This window comes from Lentzea kentuckyensis (genome assembly GCF_002150765.1).
Classification (GTDB): Bacteria; Actinomycetota; Actinomycetes; order Mycobacteriales; family Pseudonocardiaceae; genus Lentzea; species Lentzea kentuckyensis.
The window spans coordinates 183,692-200,482 of sequence record NZ_MUYM01000012.1; the positions used below are offsets into that span (position 1 = coordinate 183,692).

Genomic DNA, 16,791 nt, shown 5'->3' on the forward strand with positions numbered 1-16,791 from the left:
CGAAACCTCCGGGACCTCCGAACGCGAAGGAAGTGCGATGACCGCGCTGCTCGAACGCACGAACCCGGCCGTGCCGCGGCCGTTCCTGTCCCGCGGTGTCGGCTTCGCGGGCATCTCGACGGCGATGGTCGTGGTCCTGGTGGCGGCCGGAGCACCGACCCCGTTGTTACCGATCTACCAGCACCAGTGGGGATTCCCGCCGTGGGTGCTGACGCTCGCGTTCGGCGTCTACGCGTTCTCGCTGCTGGTCTCGATCGTCGTGATCGGGTCACTCTCCGACCACATCGGACGGAAGCCGATGATCGTCGCCGCGCTCGCGATCGACCTGGTGGCGATGCTGATGTTCCTCGCGGCACCCTCGATCGGCTGGGTCATCGCCGCTCGGGTCGTGCAGGGCATCGCCACGGGCGCGGCGTCGAGTTCGCTCAGCGCGGCCGTCGTCGAGCTCGCGCCAGAGCGGTTCAAGAAGCTCGGCGCCCAGATGACCAGCATGGCTCCGCTCGCAGGACTGGCGATCGGCGCGCTCTTCGCGGGCGTGCTGGCCGAGTTCGCCACCGACGCGCCCTTCGCGGTGTGGCTCGTGCTCGCCGTGCTGATCGCGGCGCTGACGATGTTCGCGCTGGTCACACCGGAGACCGCGACGCGCAAGCCGGGCGCGCTGGCCTCGCTGAACCCGCGCATCTCACTGCCCGCTCAGGTGCGCGGGCTGTACTGGGCGGCCGTGCCGGGCATCGTCGGCGGGTTCATGACGATGACGCTGTTCATGGGACTGGTGCCCGCCCTGCTGGTGGCGGTGTTCAAGGTGCACAGCCCGATCCTCGGATCCCTGCTCGCGGCAGTCGCCCTCGCCACCGCCACGGCCGGCTCGGCGTTCACCAGCCAGGTGCGCCCGCCGCGCCTGCGGATCGCCGGGACCACCGCGATGATCGCCGGCGCGGTCCTGTTCGTCGGCAGCATCGGCGCCACCTCGCTGACGCTGCTCTGGGCCGCCGCGATCCTCGGTGGCGGCGGGATCGGCCTCTCGTTCGCCGGCACCACCCGTGGGCTCGTGCCGGAGGTCGCGCCGCACGAACGCGCCGGGCTGTTCACCGCGATCTTCTTCGTCGGCTACCTCGCCATGGGCAGTTCGGCGATCCTCGCGGGGCTGTTCGTCGGTGTCGTGGGCGCGGCGGCCGCGGCGGTCGGTTTCGGTGTGGTCACCGCGATCGTGACGCTGATCGGCGTGGCCGCCGCGCGGTTCAACCTCAGCTCATGACCGGAACCCGGTCGGCCCACGGGAGCGCCTCCTCGAGCTGGGCCGCCAGCCGGATCAGCAACGACTCCCCCTCCAGCGGCGCCACGAACTGGACACCGAGCGGCAGCCCGTCCGCGGTCCAGTGCAGCGGCACCGAGATCGCGGGCCGGCCGGTGATGTTCGCGAGCTGTGTGTAGGGCACCCAGCCGAGGTTGTCGGAGATCATGTCGTCGATGAGCTTGGTGTGCCGCAGGAACTTCGCCGTGCCGGTCTTCAGCAGCACGTCGGTCGCCCGCTGCAGCGACACCGGCAGGTCGAACGAGCCGACCTTGGGCGGCGGGGTCGCGAGCGACGGCGTGAGCAGCAGGTCGTACGACTCGAAGTACGTGCTCAGCCGGCGGGTGTGCTCGTGCCGGCGCTGCACCGCGTCCACGTAGTCGACGCTGCTCGTGGCCCGTCCCAGCGCGGCCATGAGCAGCGTGTCCCGTTCGAACGCGACGTCCGGCGCGCCCGTGAGCCGCTTGGCGTCGGCGACCTTCCAGGCGAGGTTCACGAACCACGTGAGCAGGAAGTCCTTGGCCAGCGCGGCGTCGTCGAACGGCGCCTCGGGCAGTTCCTCGACCTCGTGGCCCAGCTCGGTCAGCACCCGCACGGCGGACTCGACGGCCGCGTACGCCTCGGCGTGCGGCGTCGGGTTGATCGCGGACGGCACCCGGACGCCGATCCGCAGCTTGCCCGGCGGCTCGCCCACGCACGACGCGAACGACGCCGGCGGCAGGCCCGGCGTGTAGGGGCCGGACGGCTCGCCGCCGCAGATGACGTCGAGCATCGCGGCCGTGTCGCGCACGGTCCGGGACACCACGCCCTGCACCGCCGCGCCGTGCATCATCTCGGCGGTCTCCGGGCCGAACGGGGTGAGCCCGCGCCCCGGCTTCAGCCCGACCAGTCCGCAGCACGCCGCCGGAATCCGGGTCGAGCCACCGCCGTCGTTCGCCCCGGCACACGGCACGATCCCGGCCGCGACCGCCGCGGCCGACCCGCCAGAGGAACCACCGGGAGTGCGTTCGAGATCCCATGGATTGCGCGCCGGACCCCAGACCGTCGACTCGCTGATCGCCTTCGCGCCGAACTCCGGCAGGTTCGTCTTGCCGAAGATCACCAGGCCGGCGTCGATCCAGCGCTGCACGACGGTCGAGTGCGCGGTGACCCGATAGGACTGCAGCGACCGCGACCCGTTGGAGGTCGGCAGGCCCGCGTAGTCCTGGCCGAGGTCCTTGATCAGGAACGGCACACCAGCGAACGGCCCGGTGAGGTCGTCCGACGGCTCGGCGGGGACGTCGCGGACGATCGCGTTGAGCTTCGGGTTCACCGCCTCGGCGCGTTCCCTCGCCACCGCGAGGAGTTCCGCCGCGGACACCTGCTTGTCCGCGACGAGCTGCGCCAGCCCGGTGGCGTCGTACTTCCGGTACTCGTCGAAGTCCACCGGATCAAGGTAGTCGCTCGACGGCCCCGAAGGATGACCTGAGCTCGTTCATCGCCACCTCGATGCCGATGTCGACGACGCTGCGCAGCACGTCCGGGCGCCGTTCGGTGCGCCCGACCTGAAGGCTGCCCAGCGGCGGCCGGATCTGCAGACACGCGGGGTGGGCCGCGAGCAGTTCCTCCTCCTCGATCCTGCCTTCCCTGCGGCGCAACCACGTCTCCACGACGCCCGGTGCGTGCCGGGCCAGCCAGCGCGACAGCACCATCCGTTCGCCGCGGGTCGGCGCCATGGGGATCTCGTCGGTCCGCACCGTGCGCAGGACGACGATGTGCGTGGCCTTCTGCGCGAGGGCCGACTTGACGGGGACCATCTCGCTCATCCCGGCGTCGACGTACGGGCGGCCGTCGATCAGCACCGGCGGTCCGGCGAGGAACGGCATCGCGGTGGACGCCCGCAGCGCGGCCTGCAGGCTCGGCACGTCGTGGATCAGCCCGTGCAGGTCGGTGGAGTCACCGGTGAGGGCATCGGTGGCCATCGGGTGGAACTCGACCGGGTTGTCCAGGATGTCCTGGAAGCCCATCGGCACGACCTGAGTGTAGATGTTGTGGATCAGGTGCCGGGTGTCCACGACGGGTTGCCGCCGGAAGGCCCGCATCGGGTTGATGGTCGTGCGCATCACGGCCGGGTCCCACCACGCGTGCTTGCTGCTGTCGGCGCGGCCGCACAACAGCCAGGCCGCGTTCAGCGACCCCGCCGAGCTGCCGTAGACCGCGTCGAACATCGGCAGCAACCCGAGCCGTTCGATCGCGACGGTCATGCCACTCGAGTACGCCCCGCGCGAGCTTCCGCCTTCGACGAGCAGCACCAGGCGTGCGTCGTCGGTGCGCTGGCCCGGCTTGCTGTCCTGCTGCCTGCGGTCTCGCAGCAACTCCAGAACGGTCACCGGCCCAGGTTATGTCGGAGCTCCAAGCGGAGGACGTCGACGCCCACCGGCGTCCGGAGAACGTCCACCTCGCCCAGCCGCCACGGCCTGTCCAGCAACGCCCCGAGCGCCACGCGCACCTCCAGCCGGGCCAGGTGCGCGCCCAGGCAGAAGTGGACGCCGTGGCCGAACGACAGGTGCGGGTTGACGGTGCGGCCGGGGTCGAAGGTGTGCGGGTCGGCGAACACGTCCGGGTCGCGGTTGGCCGCGGAGATCATCGCCACGACCCGGTGGCCCGGCTGGAGTTCCACGCCGCCGAGCGTGGTCGGCCTGGTGACGAACCTGTCGGTGCCACCGGTGGGTGGCAGATAGCGCAGCACTTCCTCCACGGCCACCGCCAGGTCGGCCGGTTTGGGCCGGGAGACGAGGCACAGCATCGCGTTGACCAGCAGGGTCTTGGTGGTCTCGTGGCCGTTGATCAGCAGCAACGTGCAGAAGTCGACCAGTTCGTCCTCGGCCAGCCCGGCTGCGTGCAGGGTCGCGATGATGCCGGTGGGGCGCCGGAACTCCGCGCGGAAGTAGGCGCCCATCTCCCGCAACGCCTGGTCGAACGCGGTCCGGTCCGCGGTGAAGGTGCCGAAGAAGGACGTGATGGCCTCGGTCCACCCGACGAAGTCCGGCGACGGCCGCACGCCCAGCAGGCCGGCGATCGTGTGCACGGACAGCGGGTAGGCCACGCCGGCGATCAGGTCCAGCGCCGACGTGGTGGTCAGCTCGGCGACTCTCGCGGCGATCAACGGTTCGAGCGAGGCGACGGCGCGTGGCGTGAACACCTGGCTGACGATCCGGCGCAACGCGTGGTGGCGCGGTGGATCGGTCGCGAGCAGGCTGCGCAGCAAGGGATTGTCGCGGTGCGGGATGGGCTGGGTGCTGTGGCGCAGCTCGTCCGACGAGAACACCTCGTGGTCGGTCAGCACCCTGTCCACATCGGAATACCGCGTGGCCACCCAGGCGCCGAACGGGGCGAACCGCACCGGACCCGGTTCCTGCCGGTGGAAAGCCAAGATCTCATCAACGGACACACCTACAGCGTGCTCACCGACGATTGGAAGAATCGGACACACGACATCCCGACCGCCCGCCGGAACTCCGCGAGCAGGTGCGGCTGGTCGTAGAACCCGCTGCGCACGGCGATCTCCGCCCAGTCCGGGGTCACCGAAGCCCGCGCGAGCGCCATCGCGTGATGCAACCGCACGACCCGCGCGTACACCTTGGGGCTCAACCCGACCGCAATCTGGAACCGACGCCGCAGCTGCCGTTCCGACATCCCGGCAACGTGCTCGGACACCCGAGCTCCAGGATCCGCGTTGATCGCCCGGACCACGCGCCGCACCGCCTCGTCGGGACGGCGGGCCGGGCCGCGCAACGCCCGCAACCCGTCGGCGAGGCCGGTGCCGGGCAACGGCATCCCGGCGAGCGGCACCTCGTCCGCGGCGATCCCGAGCACCTCGGCGCACGTGCCCGGCCGCAGCCGCACGCCGGTCAGCGGCTGGTCCAGCCTGCCCGTCCTGGCCTCGGTCTCCGGCCCGCTCAGCCACAGCGAGCCGTCCGCGAACACCAGCAGGTCGACGAACGGTTGCGGGAGCGCCGGCGGCAGCTCCCCGTGCCGCCGCCACACCTCGAAGTAGCTGGTCACACGGCTGAGTCAACGCTGTGCGGCTTCGTACCGCTACTGAATTGCGTACTGCTGCTAACGTGGAAACGGAGAGATCATCGACAGAGGAGCTCGACGTGCTGGTGGGTGAAGACGACATCTCAGGGTGAGCCCTGGATGTGACAGGCCATCGAACCCGATGGCCGTTCCGTCGTCCCCTTTTCCACTCGCGCCGTGGTTTTCGCGCGCAAGCACATCGCTGAGGTCTCACCCATGTCCATCGTCCTGTCGAACCTGTCCTTCGCCTGGCCGGACAACACCCTCGTCTTCGACGGTCTGTCGGCCACGGTTCCGGACGGCCGCACCGGTCTCGTCGCCCCCAACGGCGCCGGGAAGTCGACGTTGCTCAAGCTCGTCGCGGGAGCGCTGACACCCGCGGCCGGCAGCGTGTCCGCCGACGGCGTGCTCGGCTATCTCCCGCAGGACCTGCCGCTGACCGCCGACCTGACCGTGGCCGAGGTGCTCGGGGTCGCGGCGGTGCTGAGCGCGATCAGGGCCGTCGAGTCCGGTGACGTCGGCGAGGAGCACTTCACCACCATCGGCAACGACTGGGACGTCGAGGAACGCACCCGCGCCCAGCTCGACCGGCTCGGCCTCGGCGATCTCGCGTTCGACCGGCGGCTCGGCACGCTCAGCGGCGGTCAGATCGTCTCGCTCGGGCTCGCGGCGCAGTTGCTGAAGCAGCCGGACGTGTTGCTGCTCGACGAACCCACCAACAATCTCGACGTGGAGGCCCGCCACCGGCTCCACGCCGTGCTCGACGACTGGCGCGGCTGTCTGCTGGTGGTGAGCCACGACCGGGCGTTGCTCGACCGGATGGATCGCATCGCGGAGCTCGACGGTGGCGAGATCCGGTTCTACGGCGGCAACTTCAGCGAGTACGAGGAGGCCGTGGAAGCCGAGCGCGAGGTGGCGGAGAAGAACATCCGCAGCGCCGAGCAGGAGGTCAAGCGCGAGAAGCGGGAGATGCAGCAGTCCCGCGAACGTGCCGCTCGCCGTGCGTCGAACGCGCAGCGCAACCTGTCCAACGCCGGTCTGCCGAGGATCTTCGCGGGCAACATGAAACGCAACGCGGAGGTGTCCGCCGCCAAGGCCGACGGCACGCACGCGGCCCGGCTGAGCGCCGCGAAGACCCGGCTCGACCAGGCCGAACGCGCGTTGAAGGACGACCAGAAGATCAGCCTCGAACTGCCGCAGACCGCCGTGCCCGCCGGGCGCACGCTGTTCGACGGCTCAGGAGTGCGGGTGCGGGACCTGTTCGACGGGCTGGACCTGTCGATCCGCGGCCCGGAACGCATCGCGCTGGCCGCACCGAACGGCGCGGGCAAGTCGACCCTGCTGCGCGTCGTCCACGGCTCGCTCCAGCCCGACAGCGGTGAGGTGAAACGAGCCGACGGACGGGTCGCGTACCTGTCGCAACGGCTGGACCTGCTCGACGACGCCCGCACGGTGGCGGAGAACCTGGCCGCGTTCGCCCCGGCGATGCCTCCCGCGGACCGGATGAACCTGTTGGCGCGCTTCCTGTTCCGCGGCGCGCGGGCCCATCTGCCGGTCGGTGTGCTGTCCGGCGGGGAACGGCTGCGGGCCACGCTCGCGTGCGTCCTGTTCGCCGAACCCGCGCCGCAGCTGCTGTTGCTCGACGAACCCACGAACAACCTCGACCTGGTCAGCGTCAGTCAGCTGGAGAGCGCCCTGAACGCGTACCGCGGCGCGTTCGTCGTCGTGAGCCACGACGAACGGTTCCTGAACGAGGTGAAGATCGACCGCTGGCTGCGGCTGGACGGCGGCAGGCTGCTGGCGGACGCACGTGGCTGAGGCAGCCCTGATCGCCCACGAGCTCGTGCGGGTGTTCGGGGACCGGCGCGTGCTCGACGGCGTGTCGCTGACCGCGGCCCCCGGCCGGCGCATCGGGTTGATCGGCGAGAACGGTGCCGGCAAGTCGACCCTGCTGCGCCTGCTCGCCGGCGTCGACCAGCCCGACGGCGGGACGGTGGAACGTCCTGCCGACCTGGGTTTTCTGCACCAGGAGATGCCGTACGCCGAGTCGGCGACCGTCGCCGACGTCCTCGACGACGCGCTGGCCGAGGCCAGGGAGGACCTCGCCGAACTGGAGCGGCTCGCCGCGGTGATCGACGAGGAGCCGGACCTCTACGCGGAACGGCTGGAGCTGGCCCAGCGGCACGAGGCCTGGGACGCGGACCGCCGGGCCGACATCGTCCTCACCGGACTCGGACTCGGTGCGGTCACCCGTGATCGCCCCCTCGGTTCGCTCTCCGGTGGCGAACGGCGCCGGCTCCTGCTGGCGGCGCTGGTGGTCCGCCGGCCGTCGGCGTTGCTGCTCGACGAGCCGACCAACCACCTCGACGACGACGCGGCCGCGTTCCTGGAGGAGCAGTTGCGCGGCCTGCCCGGCACCGTCGTGCTGGCGAGCCACGACCGGGCGTTCCTCGACGCGGTGTGCACGGACCTGATCGACCTCGACCCGGCGCTGGAGGGCCCGGTCCGGTTCGGCGGCACCTACAGCGAGTACGTCACGCAGAAGCGCGCCGATCGTGACCGCTGGGAACGCCAGTACCTCGAAGAACAGGAGGAGCTGGCCGAACTGCGGGACTCGCTCGGCCTGATCTCCGGCCGCATCGCGCCGAACCGGGCCATGCGCGACAGCGACAAGATGGGGTACGGCGTGCGCGCGAACCGCGTGCAGAGCCAGATCTCCCGCCGCGTCCGCAACGCCACCCGGCGCCTGGAGGACCTCGAACGCCGCAGCGTGCCCGCTCCACCGCGACCACTCCAGTTCCACCCGTCCGGCCTGACGTCGTCGGAGTTCCTGCTCTCGCTCGGCTCCCTCGACGTGCGCGACGGCGACCGGCTGCTGGTGACCGGCCCCAACGGTTCGGGCAAGACGACACTCCTGCACGCGCTGGCCGGCCGTTTCCGGGCCGAGCACCCCGATCTCCGCGTCGGCCTGCTCGACCAGGACACGTCGTTCGCCAACCCGCGCCTCACCGCTCGGGGCACCTACGGCCGTGCTCTGGGTGCCGAGCGGGTCGAACAGGTGCCGTTGGCGTCATTGGGCCTTCTGCACAAGTGGGACCTGGGCAAACCGGTCGGCACGCTGTCGGTCGGCCAGCAACGGCGGCTGGCGCTCGCGCTGCTCGTGGCCGATCCGCCGCATCTGTTGCTGCTCGACGAGCCCACGAACCATCTTTCGCCGACGTTGTGCGACGAACTGGAGGCCGCGCTGGGTCCGGGCCCTGGGGCGATCGTGCTCGCCAGCCACGACCGCTGGCTGCGGAAGCGGTGGCGGGGCACCGAGATGGCCCTGCGGTAACTCGGTGGACATCCCCCGGATGATGGTCCGGGGGTTCCACATGGTGGTGTTCGAATGCGTGGCGTGCGGTGCCGCGCTGGCCGTTCCGGTGCGGCAGGTCGACCTGCCCGACCACGCCGACCGTCAGGTCGGGAACGGCGTCCGGAACATGCCCGCGTTGCTGGAGCACGGCACGTATGCCGCCGACACGGGACAGATCGTCGTCGCGCCTGGCGACGCTCGCCCACGTCCTGATCGCGTCGGGCGGCGCGCCGGTCATCCCCTCGACCGGCGGCCGGTGCGAGCGGTACCTCAGCGACGACCCGTTGCCCAGGCGTCCGGAACGTGTCGTGTTGGACGGGTACACGACACGTCTGAAGGTGCGATCGCCACCTCGGGTGCCGTGGCTTCCAGAAAGTTTCTACGACTGACGACTCGACCATGTCGAAACGCCGCCGGTAGCTTCGACACCTCTGTGCAAGCGCGAAAACCGCACTCCACGGAGGACAACCATGACCGGACAGCCGCCCATCGTCGACCTCGCCACCTGGCAGAAGTCTCGCGACGAGCTCCTGATCCGCGAGAAGGCCCACACCCGCGAAGGTGACGCGATCGCCGCGGCCCGGCGCCGGCTGCCGATGGTCGAGTTCGACGGCCAGGTCGAGGTCGTCGGCGCCGACGGGCCGGTGCCGTTCCTGTCCCTGTTCCAGGGACGCGACGAGCTCGTGGTCTACAAGCACATGTGGTGGGACGGCGCGCCACACCAGGGGCAGTGCGAGGGCTGCACCCACGTGGCGTGGCACTTCGACGACGCCGCCTACCTCAACGCGCGCGGGGTCTCGTTCGCGTTCCTGACCGTGGGCGCCTGGGAGGAGGTGGCTCCGTTCGTCGAGTTCATGGGCTACTCCCAGCCGTGGTACTCGGTGCGCGGGGTCGAGGGGCCGGCCGGTGGCGACATGGGGTACTTCACCAGCTATCTGCGCGACGGCGACCGGGTGTTCCTCACCTACTCGACGACCGGACGCGGGACCGAGCGGGTCAACGGATCGCTGGGGCTGCTCGACATGACCGTGCGCGGGCGTGGTGAGACGTGGGAGGACCACCCCGAGGGCTGGCCGGAGGCACGTCCGGCCGGGTGGTTCTGGCGGACGGACGCGGACGGGAACTCCAGCTGGGGCGAGGACAGCAGGCCCGTGCCGCAGTGGACCCGGCCTGGAGCGACGCCGGTGACCACGCTCGGCAGGCAGGGCCACTGCCACTGATCAGTGTGGCTTGGTCGCGGAAGCGAGGACGCGGCGCTTCAGGTCGAACTTCGACAGGACGAGCCGCGCCTCCTTCTGCATCGACACCATCGCGGGGTCGTCGGGCGCGTCGACGGCGAGCGCCTCCTCCCACATCCTCTTCTCGACCACCAGCCAGTCCGGCTTGTCCGCGACCTCGACGTCGGTGAACCCGGCCGCGGGCAGCTGCTCGGCCAGGTTCAGCTCGCGAATCCGCAGCCAGACTCGCTCGTCCGCGGGATCGACGGGCTGCCAGCAGGTGACGACCAGCCGTCCGCCCGGCTTGAGCACCCGCAGGCACTCCGCCAGCGCGTCCGGTTTCGACTCCGCGAACTGCAGCGCGTCGACGATCATCACCGCGTCCACCGACGCCCCGTGGAGTCCGGTGGCCGTCAGCGTGCCCACCCGGAAGTCGCCGTCACCCCGCTGCCGGGCCTGCTCGACGGCGACGGCCGAGAAGTCCACGCCGACCAGCCGGCACCCGGTGCGCTTCGCGATCTCCAGCCCGTACCCGCCGCGGCCGCACGCCAGGTCCAGCAGCACCTGGCCCTCCCCCAGACCGAGAGCCGTCACGACCTCGTCGAGCCCGGCCCCGCCGAGCAGGCTGGTGGACTCCAGGTCGGATGGGAGGGCGAGCGTCCGCCGCACCAGTTCGTCGGCGGTCGACGAGTCGGCGCGGTCGGCGTACCAGCGGTCGAAGTCCTCTGCACTCGTCACCGCGCCGACCATGCCAGAAAACTCGGTTGAGCTCTGCGGTTTCGACGGGTCCACTGTGGCGCGTGAAGATCCGTTCCACGGCCGCCGAGGACCTCGGCGTCTTCGTCGACACCGTGCACACCGCGTTCGGGCGATTCCCGGAGACGCCGGACGAGAACGGCGGCGGCCTCTGGTGGTCGGCGCTCGAGATCGACCGGGGCGTGCTCGCCGAGATCGACGGCAGGGCGGTCGGCACCGCCACCGCGTACTCGTTCGAACTGACGCTGCCAGGTGAGGTCGTCGTCCCGGCGGCCGGGATCAGTGCGGTCGGCGTGCTGCCCACCCACCGGCGGCGCGGCGTGCTCACCGAGATGATGCGGTTCCAGCTGGCCGAGCTGCGGGACAGGGGTGAGTTCCTGTCCGTGTTGCTGGCCACCGAAGGCACCATCTACGGCAGGTTCGGCTACGGCCCGGCGACCTACACGCGGCGCATGACGGTGCAACGCAGTCAGGGCGCGTTCCGGACGGAACCGGTGCGGGGCGAGATCGAGGTGCTCAAGCGGTCCGAGGCCACCGAGGTCATGTCGGGGATCTACGACCGGTACCGGCGCTCCCAGCCCGGCGCGTTGTCGAGGCCGACGCGGTGGTGGCAGCTCGGCGCGGGCATGCCGCCGGTCGCTCCGGCACCGCGCTACGTGGCCGTGCACCGGGACGGTTATGCCGCCTACTCGCTCGCCGACCGCACCCTGACCATCGACGAGATCATCGCCGGCGACGACGAGGTGTTCGCGACACTGGCCCGGTTCGCGCTCGACCACGACCTGGTGACCGAGGTGGTGTTCAGGCACCTGCCCACCGGACATCCGTTGCGCTGGCGGCTCGCGGACTTCAACGCCGGCCAGATGAGCGGTGAGATGGACTGGCTCTGGGTGCGCCTGCTGGACGTCCGACGAGCGTTGGAAGCGCGCCGATACCTCGACGACGGCGAACTGGTGCTGGACGTCACCGACCCGTTCCTCGGCGAGCACGGCCGCCACCTGCTGACGATCGTGGACGGCCGGGCCGCGTGCACCCCGACGGACCGCGCGCCGGACCTGTCGCTGGACGTGCGCGATCTCGGTTCGGTCTACCTGGGAGGGACCGCGCCGAGCACCCTGATCAGGGCCGGATACATTCGGGCACACAGCGCGAAAGCGGCCGAAAAAGCCGACGCGCTGTTCCGCGCGGAACGACCTCCGCACTGCCTGCACTGGTTTTGATCAACATCTGGACCAAAGTATGACGGCGCGTTAGGCCCAGGTATGACGACGTGTGCGCGGTCACGTCGTTATTGTCCGTTCCGGTGGTCGTCACGTGTACGTCACCCTTTCCGCCGAAGGGACAGCCGCGTCATGAGGGACGTTCTGCAGTCAGCAACAGATGTCCGGTCCCGCGTGACCGGATGGATGGGGCGGCGTTTTCTCGCGCACCTCAGCAAGACCGGGTTCGACCTCGGGTCGTCCTGGTTCGTGCCCTCGCGCGTGCTGGCACCGCTGCGGCGCAACGGTTTGAACCCCGTGCCCGAACTGGCGCGGATGCACGCCCACGGACCGGTCACGCGGTTGCCGCTGCCGGTGACGGTGTGGCTGGTGACCGGCTACGAGGCGTCCAAACGGGTGCTGGTCGACAGCGAGTCGTTCAGCAACGACTTCGGCCACTTCCGGGAGATGGGCCTGTTCGCCGACGAGGCGCCGGGCGGCCTCGGGTTCAGCGACCCGCCGGAGCACACCCGGCTGCGCAAGGTGCTGACGCCGGAGTTCACCATGCGGCGGCTCTCCCGGCTCATCCCGCGCATCGAGGCGATCGTCGCGGACCAGCTCGACCTGATGTCCATGAAGGACGGCGCGGTCGACCTCGTCGAGGACTTCGCCATGCCGGTGCCGGCGCTCACGATCTGCGAACTGCTGGGCGTGCCGGCGAGCGAACGCGAGGAGTTCCAGCGCCGCAGCGTCGCGCGGTTCGACCTGGGCGGCGCCGCCACGGCCTCGCTCTCCGCGGTGTCGGAGTCGGTCGTCTACTTCCGCGAACTGGTCCGCACCCTGCGCCAGGCGCCCAACGACGGGCTGCTCGGCGAGCTCATCCGCAAGCACGGTGACGAGCTGGACGACGACGAACTGGCCGGTCTGGCCGATGGGCTGCTCACCGGCGGGTTCGAGACGACGGCCAGCATGATCTCGCTCGGCACGCTCGCGATGCTGCGCGACCCGAGCCTGCTGGCCAAGGTCCGCGACGACGACGAGGCCGTGGGCGGGGTGGTCGACGAACTGCTGCGCCACCAGTCCGTGGTGCAGGTGGCGTTCCTGCGCATCGCCCGCAAGGACACCGACATCGCCGGGACGAAGGTGCGCGCGGGGGACATCGTGGCGTGCTCGCTGAGCCAGGCGAACCGCGACCCGTCCGTCTACCCCTCGCCGGACGACATCTGCCCGGAACGGGCCGCGAGCCAGCACCTGGCGTTCGGCTACGGCGCGCACCGGTGCATCGGCGCCGAACTCGCGAAGATGGAGCTGCGGATCGCGTACCCGGCGCTCGTCCGGCGGTTCCAGGAGATGAGGCTTGCGGTCGACCCTGGCGAGCTGTCGTTCCGCAAGCTCTCCATCGTCTACGGGCTGCACAAGCTGCCGGTCCACCTCGGCGCCCACACCAACCCCATTCTCTGACCACCCCTGGGCCAGATGGCGTCTGCAAGTACCACCAACCCAAAATCAACAGGCACTTTCCTACAACCAACCGGCCGCTCAACCCGCGGGCCGAGCGGCCGGCCATCTGCTCACTCACGCAGGCCGATGGTGTCGATCGGCTTGGCACGCAACGACAAGCGCGTGGACACGGCGATCGACACCACCCCGAGCAACGCCGCACCGGCGAGCACGCCCAGGTACACCGTGATCCCTCCGGACGGCAGCGGAACGCCGGTGAAGCCGATGGCCAGCAGGGTGAGCGGCAGTGCGGCGACCAACGAGCCCAGCACCGCGGCGAGGCCGACGGTCACCAACGCCTCGGCGCGCATCATCCGCACGACCTGACGGCGTCCGGTGCCGACGAGGCGCAACAACGCGAACTCACGGCGCCGCGCCGCGGTCGACATCACGAGCGTGTTCGACACCGAGATCGCGACATAGCCGAGGATGACGCCGACCGCGATCAGGTTGAGCAGGAACTGGGTCCGCTCGTCACTCCGGTCCTGTGCCGCCACGCCGTCCGTCACGGTCAGCCCGGCATAACGGCTGGTCAGCTCACGCAGTGCCGTGACGTCACCGGACTTCACCAGCACCGCGCTGTCCATCCCCGCCGTGGTGTGTGCACGGGCGTCGACGGCAGAAAGCACGTGGTCACCGAACGCCATGTCGTGCTCGTAGGTCGCCACGACTTTGAGCTTGGCGGGCTCACCGTCGGCGAACCAGAACTCGACGGTGTCCCCGACCTTCTTGTCCTCCCAGCTCGCGTTCGCCTTGCTCAACGCGACGGTGCCCGGGACGAGGTCCCCGAGATTCCCGGACACGACGCCGAGGTCGACCGTCCCACCCGCGGTGGCGTCCAGTCCGTTGGCCGCGCCGCGGCTCACGTCGACGCTGTCACCGGTCTTGCTGGCCGTGATCACCTGCGTGCGCACCAGCGAGGTCGTGGTCACGCCCGGCATCCGCCGCACGGCGTCGGCGACTTCGGCCGGCACGCCCGCCACGCCGGTGATGACGTGATCCGCCGTGACGGATCGGTTCGTTTCCTGTGCCACGGCGGCGGTGAACGTGGTCTGGCTGTAGAAGTTCACCACCGCGAAACCGATGGCCAGCATCAACGGCGTGACCGCGGCGGCCAGGCGGCGGGAGTTCTTGAGGACGTTCGCCGACGCCAGGTATCCGCTCGCACCGAACCGGCCCAGCGCCGGTGCGATCAGCCGGACCGCGCCGCCGACCACCCTCGGCCCGACCAGCGTGAGGCCGATGATCAGCACGAGTGTGGCCATGACCGACATCGCCGCACCGAGCTGGCCGCGCAGGAACAACGGGACCGTGGTCGCGACCGCGCCGATCGCCAGCAGCACCCAGCCGATGACCAGGCGGACCCGGCCGAGGTCCTTGCGCTGCACCGCGGCCTCCCCCAGCGCCTCGACGGGGTTGATCGAGGACGGGCGCCGCGACGCGCTCCAGGCCGCCAGCCTGGCCGCGCCGACGCCGATCAGCAACGCGGCGACCAGCGGCAGCGGGCTGATCGAGAGCGCGAAGTCGGCCGGTACGACGCCGATCTTCGCGAACGCGGCGCGCAGGCCTTGGCTCACCCCGATGCCCAGCAGGCTGCCGATCACGCCGGCGATCACGGACACGACCGTGGTCTCGACGCCGATCAGCTTCCGGATCTGGCGCGGGGTGGCGCCGACGGCCCGCAGCAGGGCGAACTCGCGCCGGCGTTGCTCGACGGTCAGGGCGAGCGTGCTGGCCACGACGAAGATCGCGACCAGGACCGCGTAGCCGCCGAACGAGCCGGCGAGGATCGCCAGGATCGACTTGGTCTGGCTGACGTCGTCGAACTCGGCGGCGCTGCGGTCGGCACCGGTCGAGACCGCGACGTGGTCCGCTGCGAGGACGTGCTCGATGCGGTCGGCGACATCACCGTCAGCGACATCACCGGCGGCGAGCACTCCGATCGCACTGACCTGGTCGGGCCGGCCGGAGAGTTCGGCCGCCTTGGCAGAGCTGAAGAACAGCGCCGCCTGGCGATCACCCTGTCCGTCCACGACTCCGGTCACCCGGTAGCTCACCGGTGCCGAGCGCGTCATCACCCGCACCTCGCCGCCCACCCAGACGCCGGCCCGTGCCGCCAGCGCCGAGTCGAGCACCACCTCGTCGTTCCCGGTCGGGGCCTTCCCCTCCTGCAACGTGAACGGCGCCAGCACGGCCGCCTCCCAGTTGTGCCCGAGCGACGGCTTGTCCGCGAGCGCCTGCCCGTCCGGACCCACCACCACGGCGGGGAACGTCAGCTCGGGCACCGCGGCCCGCACGCCCGGCACCGCGGCGATCTTGGTGACCAGCGCGGCGGGAACGGCCGGCTGCTCGGCCGCGTGCTCGAACGCCAGCACGTCCCCATCTGGTGGGCGCACCGTGCGATCGCCGGTGACGACCACGTCAGCGGCCGCGTAACGCTGGGTGGGCACGCCGCCGCGAAACCCGGACTCCATGAGGATTCCGCAGGCCGCCACCAACGCGGTACCACAGAGAACGGCGACGAAAGCGCCGATGAACCCGCTGGTGCGGGCTTTGACGGTCTGCCAGGCGAGGTCCAGCATCGGTTACCACTCCCCCAGGTGCGTCATGCGCTCGGCGACCTTCTCCGGCGTCGGACCGTGCAGTTCACCCGCGAGCCGCCCGTCGGCCAGGAACAACACGCTGTGCGCGGCGGACGCGGCGACCGGGTCGTGCGTCACCATCAGCACGGTCTGCCCCATTTCGTCCACAATGGACCGCAGCAGCGTGAGCACCTGGTGCGCCGTCCGCGAGTCCAGGGCGCCGGTCGGTTCGTCGGCCAGCACCACCTCGGGCCGGGCGACCAAGGCCCGTGCGATCGCGACGCGCTGCTGCTGGCCGCCGGACAGCTCGGCCGGGTGCCGGTCCAGCCGGTCGGTCAGCCCGACCCGGTCGACGACCTCGCGCAGCCACGCCTGGTCCGCCTTCCGGCCGGCCAGGCGCAGCGGCAGGGTGATGTTCTGCCGCACGGTCAGCGACGGCAGCAGGTTGTAGGCCTGGAAGACGAACCCGATCCGGTCGCGCCGCACCTCGGTCAGCTTCGCCTCCTTCAACCGGCCGAGGTCGGTGTCGCCGAGCAGCACGCGCCCGGACGTCGGCCGGTCCATGCCCGACGCGCAGTGCAGGAAGGTGCTCTTGCCCGACCCGGACGGTCCCATCACCGCGGTGAAGGTGCCCCGCCGGATGTCGACGGTGACCTCGTCCAGTGCGGTGACGGCGCCACCACCCGAGCCGTACACCTTCCGCACCCCCTGCAGCGACAGCGCGTCTGCCCTCATCACGTTCTCCTTGGCTCGCAACGACTTCTGCGAAGAACGTAAGTTCGGCGCGCGCGAAGATCGATCACGCAGGCTGCCCGGACCGAGGTAGAGCCTG

At 70.6% G+C, this 16,791-nt stretch carries 13 protein-coding genes; 6 read left to right on the forward strand and 7 right to left on the reverse strand.

Annotated elements, in window-relative coordinates; genetic code table 11:
- Positions 1-37 precede the first annotated feature (37 nt).
- Entirely contained in the window at positions 38-1,255 is a 1,218-nt protein-coding gene (locus B0F77_RS07330; RefSeq protein WP_086662006.1) for an MFS transporter, read from the forward strand.
- Here B0F77_RS07330 and B0F77_RS07335 read toward each other — a convergent pair.
- Genes B0F77_RS07335 through B0F77_RS07350 form a run of 4 tightly spaced genes read right to left on the reverse strand, consistent with a single transcriptional unit; the run spans position 1,245 to position 5,335 of the window.
- Positions 1,245-2,717 (reverse strand): amidase, encoded by a 1,473-nt coding sequence (locus B0F77_RS07335; RefSeq protein WP_086662007.1) that lies wholly within the window; start codon positions 2,715-2,717, stop codon positions 1,245-1,247. The genes B0F77_RS07330 and B0F77_RS07335 overlap by 11 nt on opposite strands.
- Before the next feature lie 4 nt (positions 2,718-2,721).
- Positions 2,722-3,660 (reverse strand): patatin-like phospholipase family protein, encoded by a 939-nt coding sequence (locus B0F77_RS07340; RefSeq protein ID WP_086662008.1) that lies wholly within the window; start codon positions 3,658-3,660, stop codon positions 2,722-2,724.
- The gene (locus B0F77_RS07345) at positions 3,657-4,721 is read right to left on the reverse strand and encodes a cytochrome P450 (RefSeq protein ID WP_086662009.1); all 1,065 of its coding nucleotides are present in this window, start codon (positions 4,719-4,721) and stop codon (positions 3,657-3,659) included. The genes B0F77_RS07340 and B0F77_RS07345 overlap by 4 nt, the downstream gene beginning before the upstream one ends.
- Positions 4,722-4,723: 2 nt before the next feature.
- The gene (locus tag B0F77_RS07350; protein ID WP_086662010.1) at positions 4,724-5,335 is read right to left on the reverse strand and encodes a helix-turn-helix transcriptional regulator; all 612 of its coding nucleotides are present in this window, start codon (positions 5,333-5,335) and stop codon (positions 4,724-4,726) included.
- Between the two features lie 231 nt (positions 5,336-5,566).
- On the opposite strand from B0F77_RS07350, the gene B0F77_RS07355 reads away from it, so the two are divergent.
- From B0F77_RS07355 to B0F77_RS07370, 3 genes are all read left to right on the forward strand, one after another.
- The gene (locus B0F77_RS07355; RefSeq protein ID WP_086662110.1) at positions 5,567-7,168 is read left to right on the forward strand and encodes an ABC-F family ATP-binding cassette domain-containing protein; all 1,602 of its coding nucleotides are present in this window, start codon (positions 5,567-5,569) and stop codon (positions 7,166-7,168) included.
- Positions 7,161-8,684 (forward strand): ABC-F family ATP-binding cassette domain-containing protein, encoded by a 1,524-nt coding sequence (locus B0F77_RS07360; protein WP_086662011.1) that lies wholly within the window; start codon positions 7,161-7,163, stop codon positions 8,682-8,684. Before B0F77_RS07355 ends, B0F77_RS07360 begins: the two co-directional genes overlap by 8 nt.
- A gap of 491 nt (positions 8,685-9,175) precedes the next feature.
- Positions 9,176-9,925 carry a DUF899 family protein gene (locus tag B0F77_RS07370; RefSeq protein ID WP_086662013.1) on the forward strand — a complete coding sequence of 250 codons (750 nt, stop codon included), beginning with the start codon at positions 9,176-9,178 and terminating at the stop codon, positions 9,923-9,925.
- Here the strand turns inward: B0F77_RS07370 and B0F77_RS07375 are convergent, their stop codons facing one another.
- Positions 9,926-10,660: a class I SAM-dependent methyltransferase gene (locus tag B0F77_RS07375; RefSeq protein WP_158102629.1), complete on the reverse strand. Its 735-nt coding sequence runs from the start codon at positions 10,658-10,660 to the stop codon at positions 9,926-9,928.
- Positions 10,661-10,722: 62 nt separating this feature from the next.
- Here B0F77_RS07375 and B0F77_RS07380 point away from each other — a divergent pair, with 62 nt between their 5' ends.
- Together B0F77_RS07380 and B0F77_RS07385 are read left to right on the forward strand one after the other, a co-directional pair.
- Positions 10,723-11,898 (forward strand): GNAT family N-acetyltransferase, encoded by a 1,176-nt coding sequence (locus B0F77_RS07380; RefSeq protein ID WP_086662015.1) that lies wholly within the window; start codon positions 10,723-10,725, stop codon positions 11,896-11,898.
- 132 nt (positions 11,899-12,030) lie between these two features.
- Positions 12,031-13,338, forward strand: coding sequence for a cytochrome P450 (locus tag B0F77_RS07385; protein WP_086662016.1), 1,308 nt, complete (start codon positions 12,031-12,033; stop codon positions 13,336-13,338).
- Positions 13,339-13,448: 110 nt separating this feature from the next.
- On the opposite strand, the gene B0F77_RS07390 is transcribed toward B0F77_RS07385, so the two are convergent.
- Both B0F77_RS07390 and B0F77_RS07395 read right to left on the reverse strand, forming a co-directional pair.
- Positions 13,449-15,959 (reverse strand): FtsX-like permease family protein, encoded by a 2,511-nt coding sequence (locus B0F77_RS07390; protein WP_086662017.1) that lies wholly within the window; start codon positions 15,957-15,959, stop codon positions 13,449-13,451.
- A 3-nt stretch (positions 15,960-15,962) separates the two neighbouring features.
- Complete coding sequence (locus B0F77_RS07395; protein WP_086662018.1) at positions 15,963-16,694, reverse strand: ABC transporter ATP-binding protein; 732 nt, start codon at positions 16,692-16,694, stop codon at positions 15,963-15,965.
- Between the last annotated feature and the right edge of the window lie 97 nt (positions 16,695-16,791).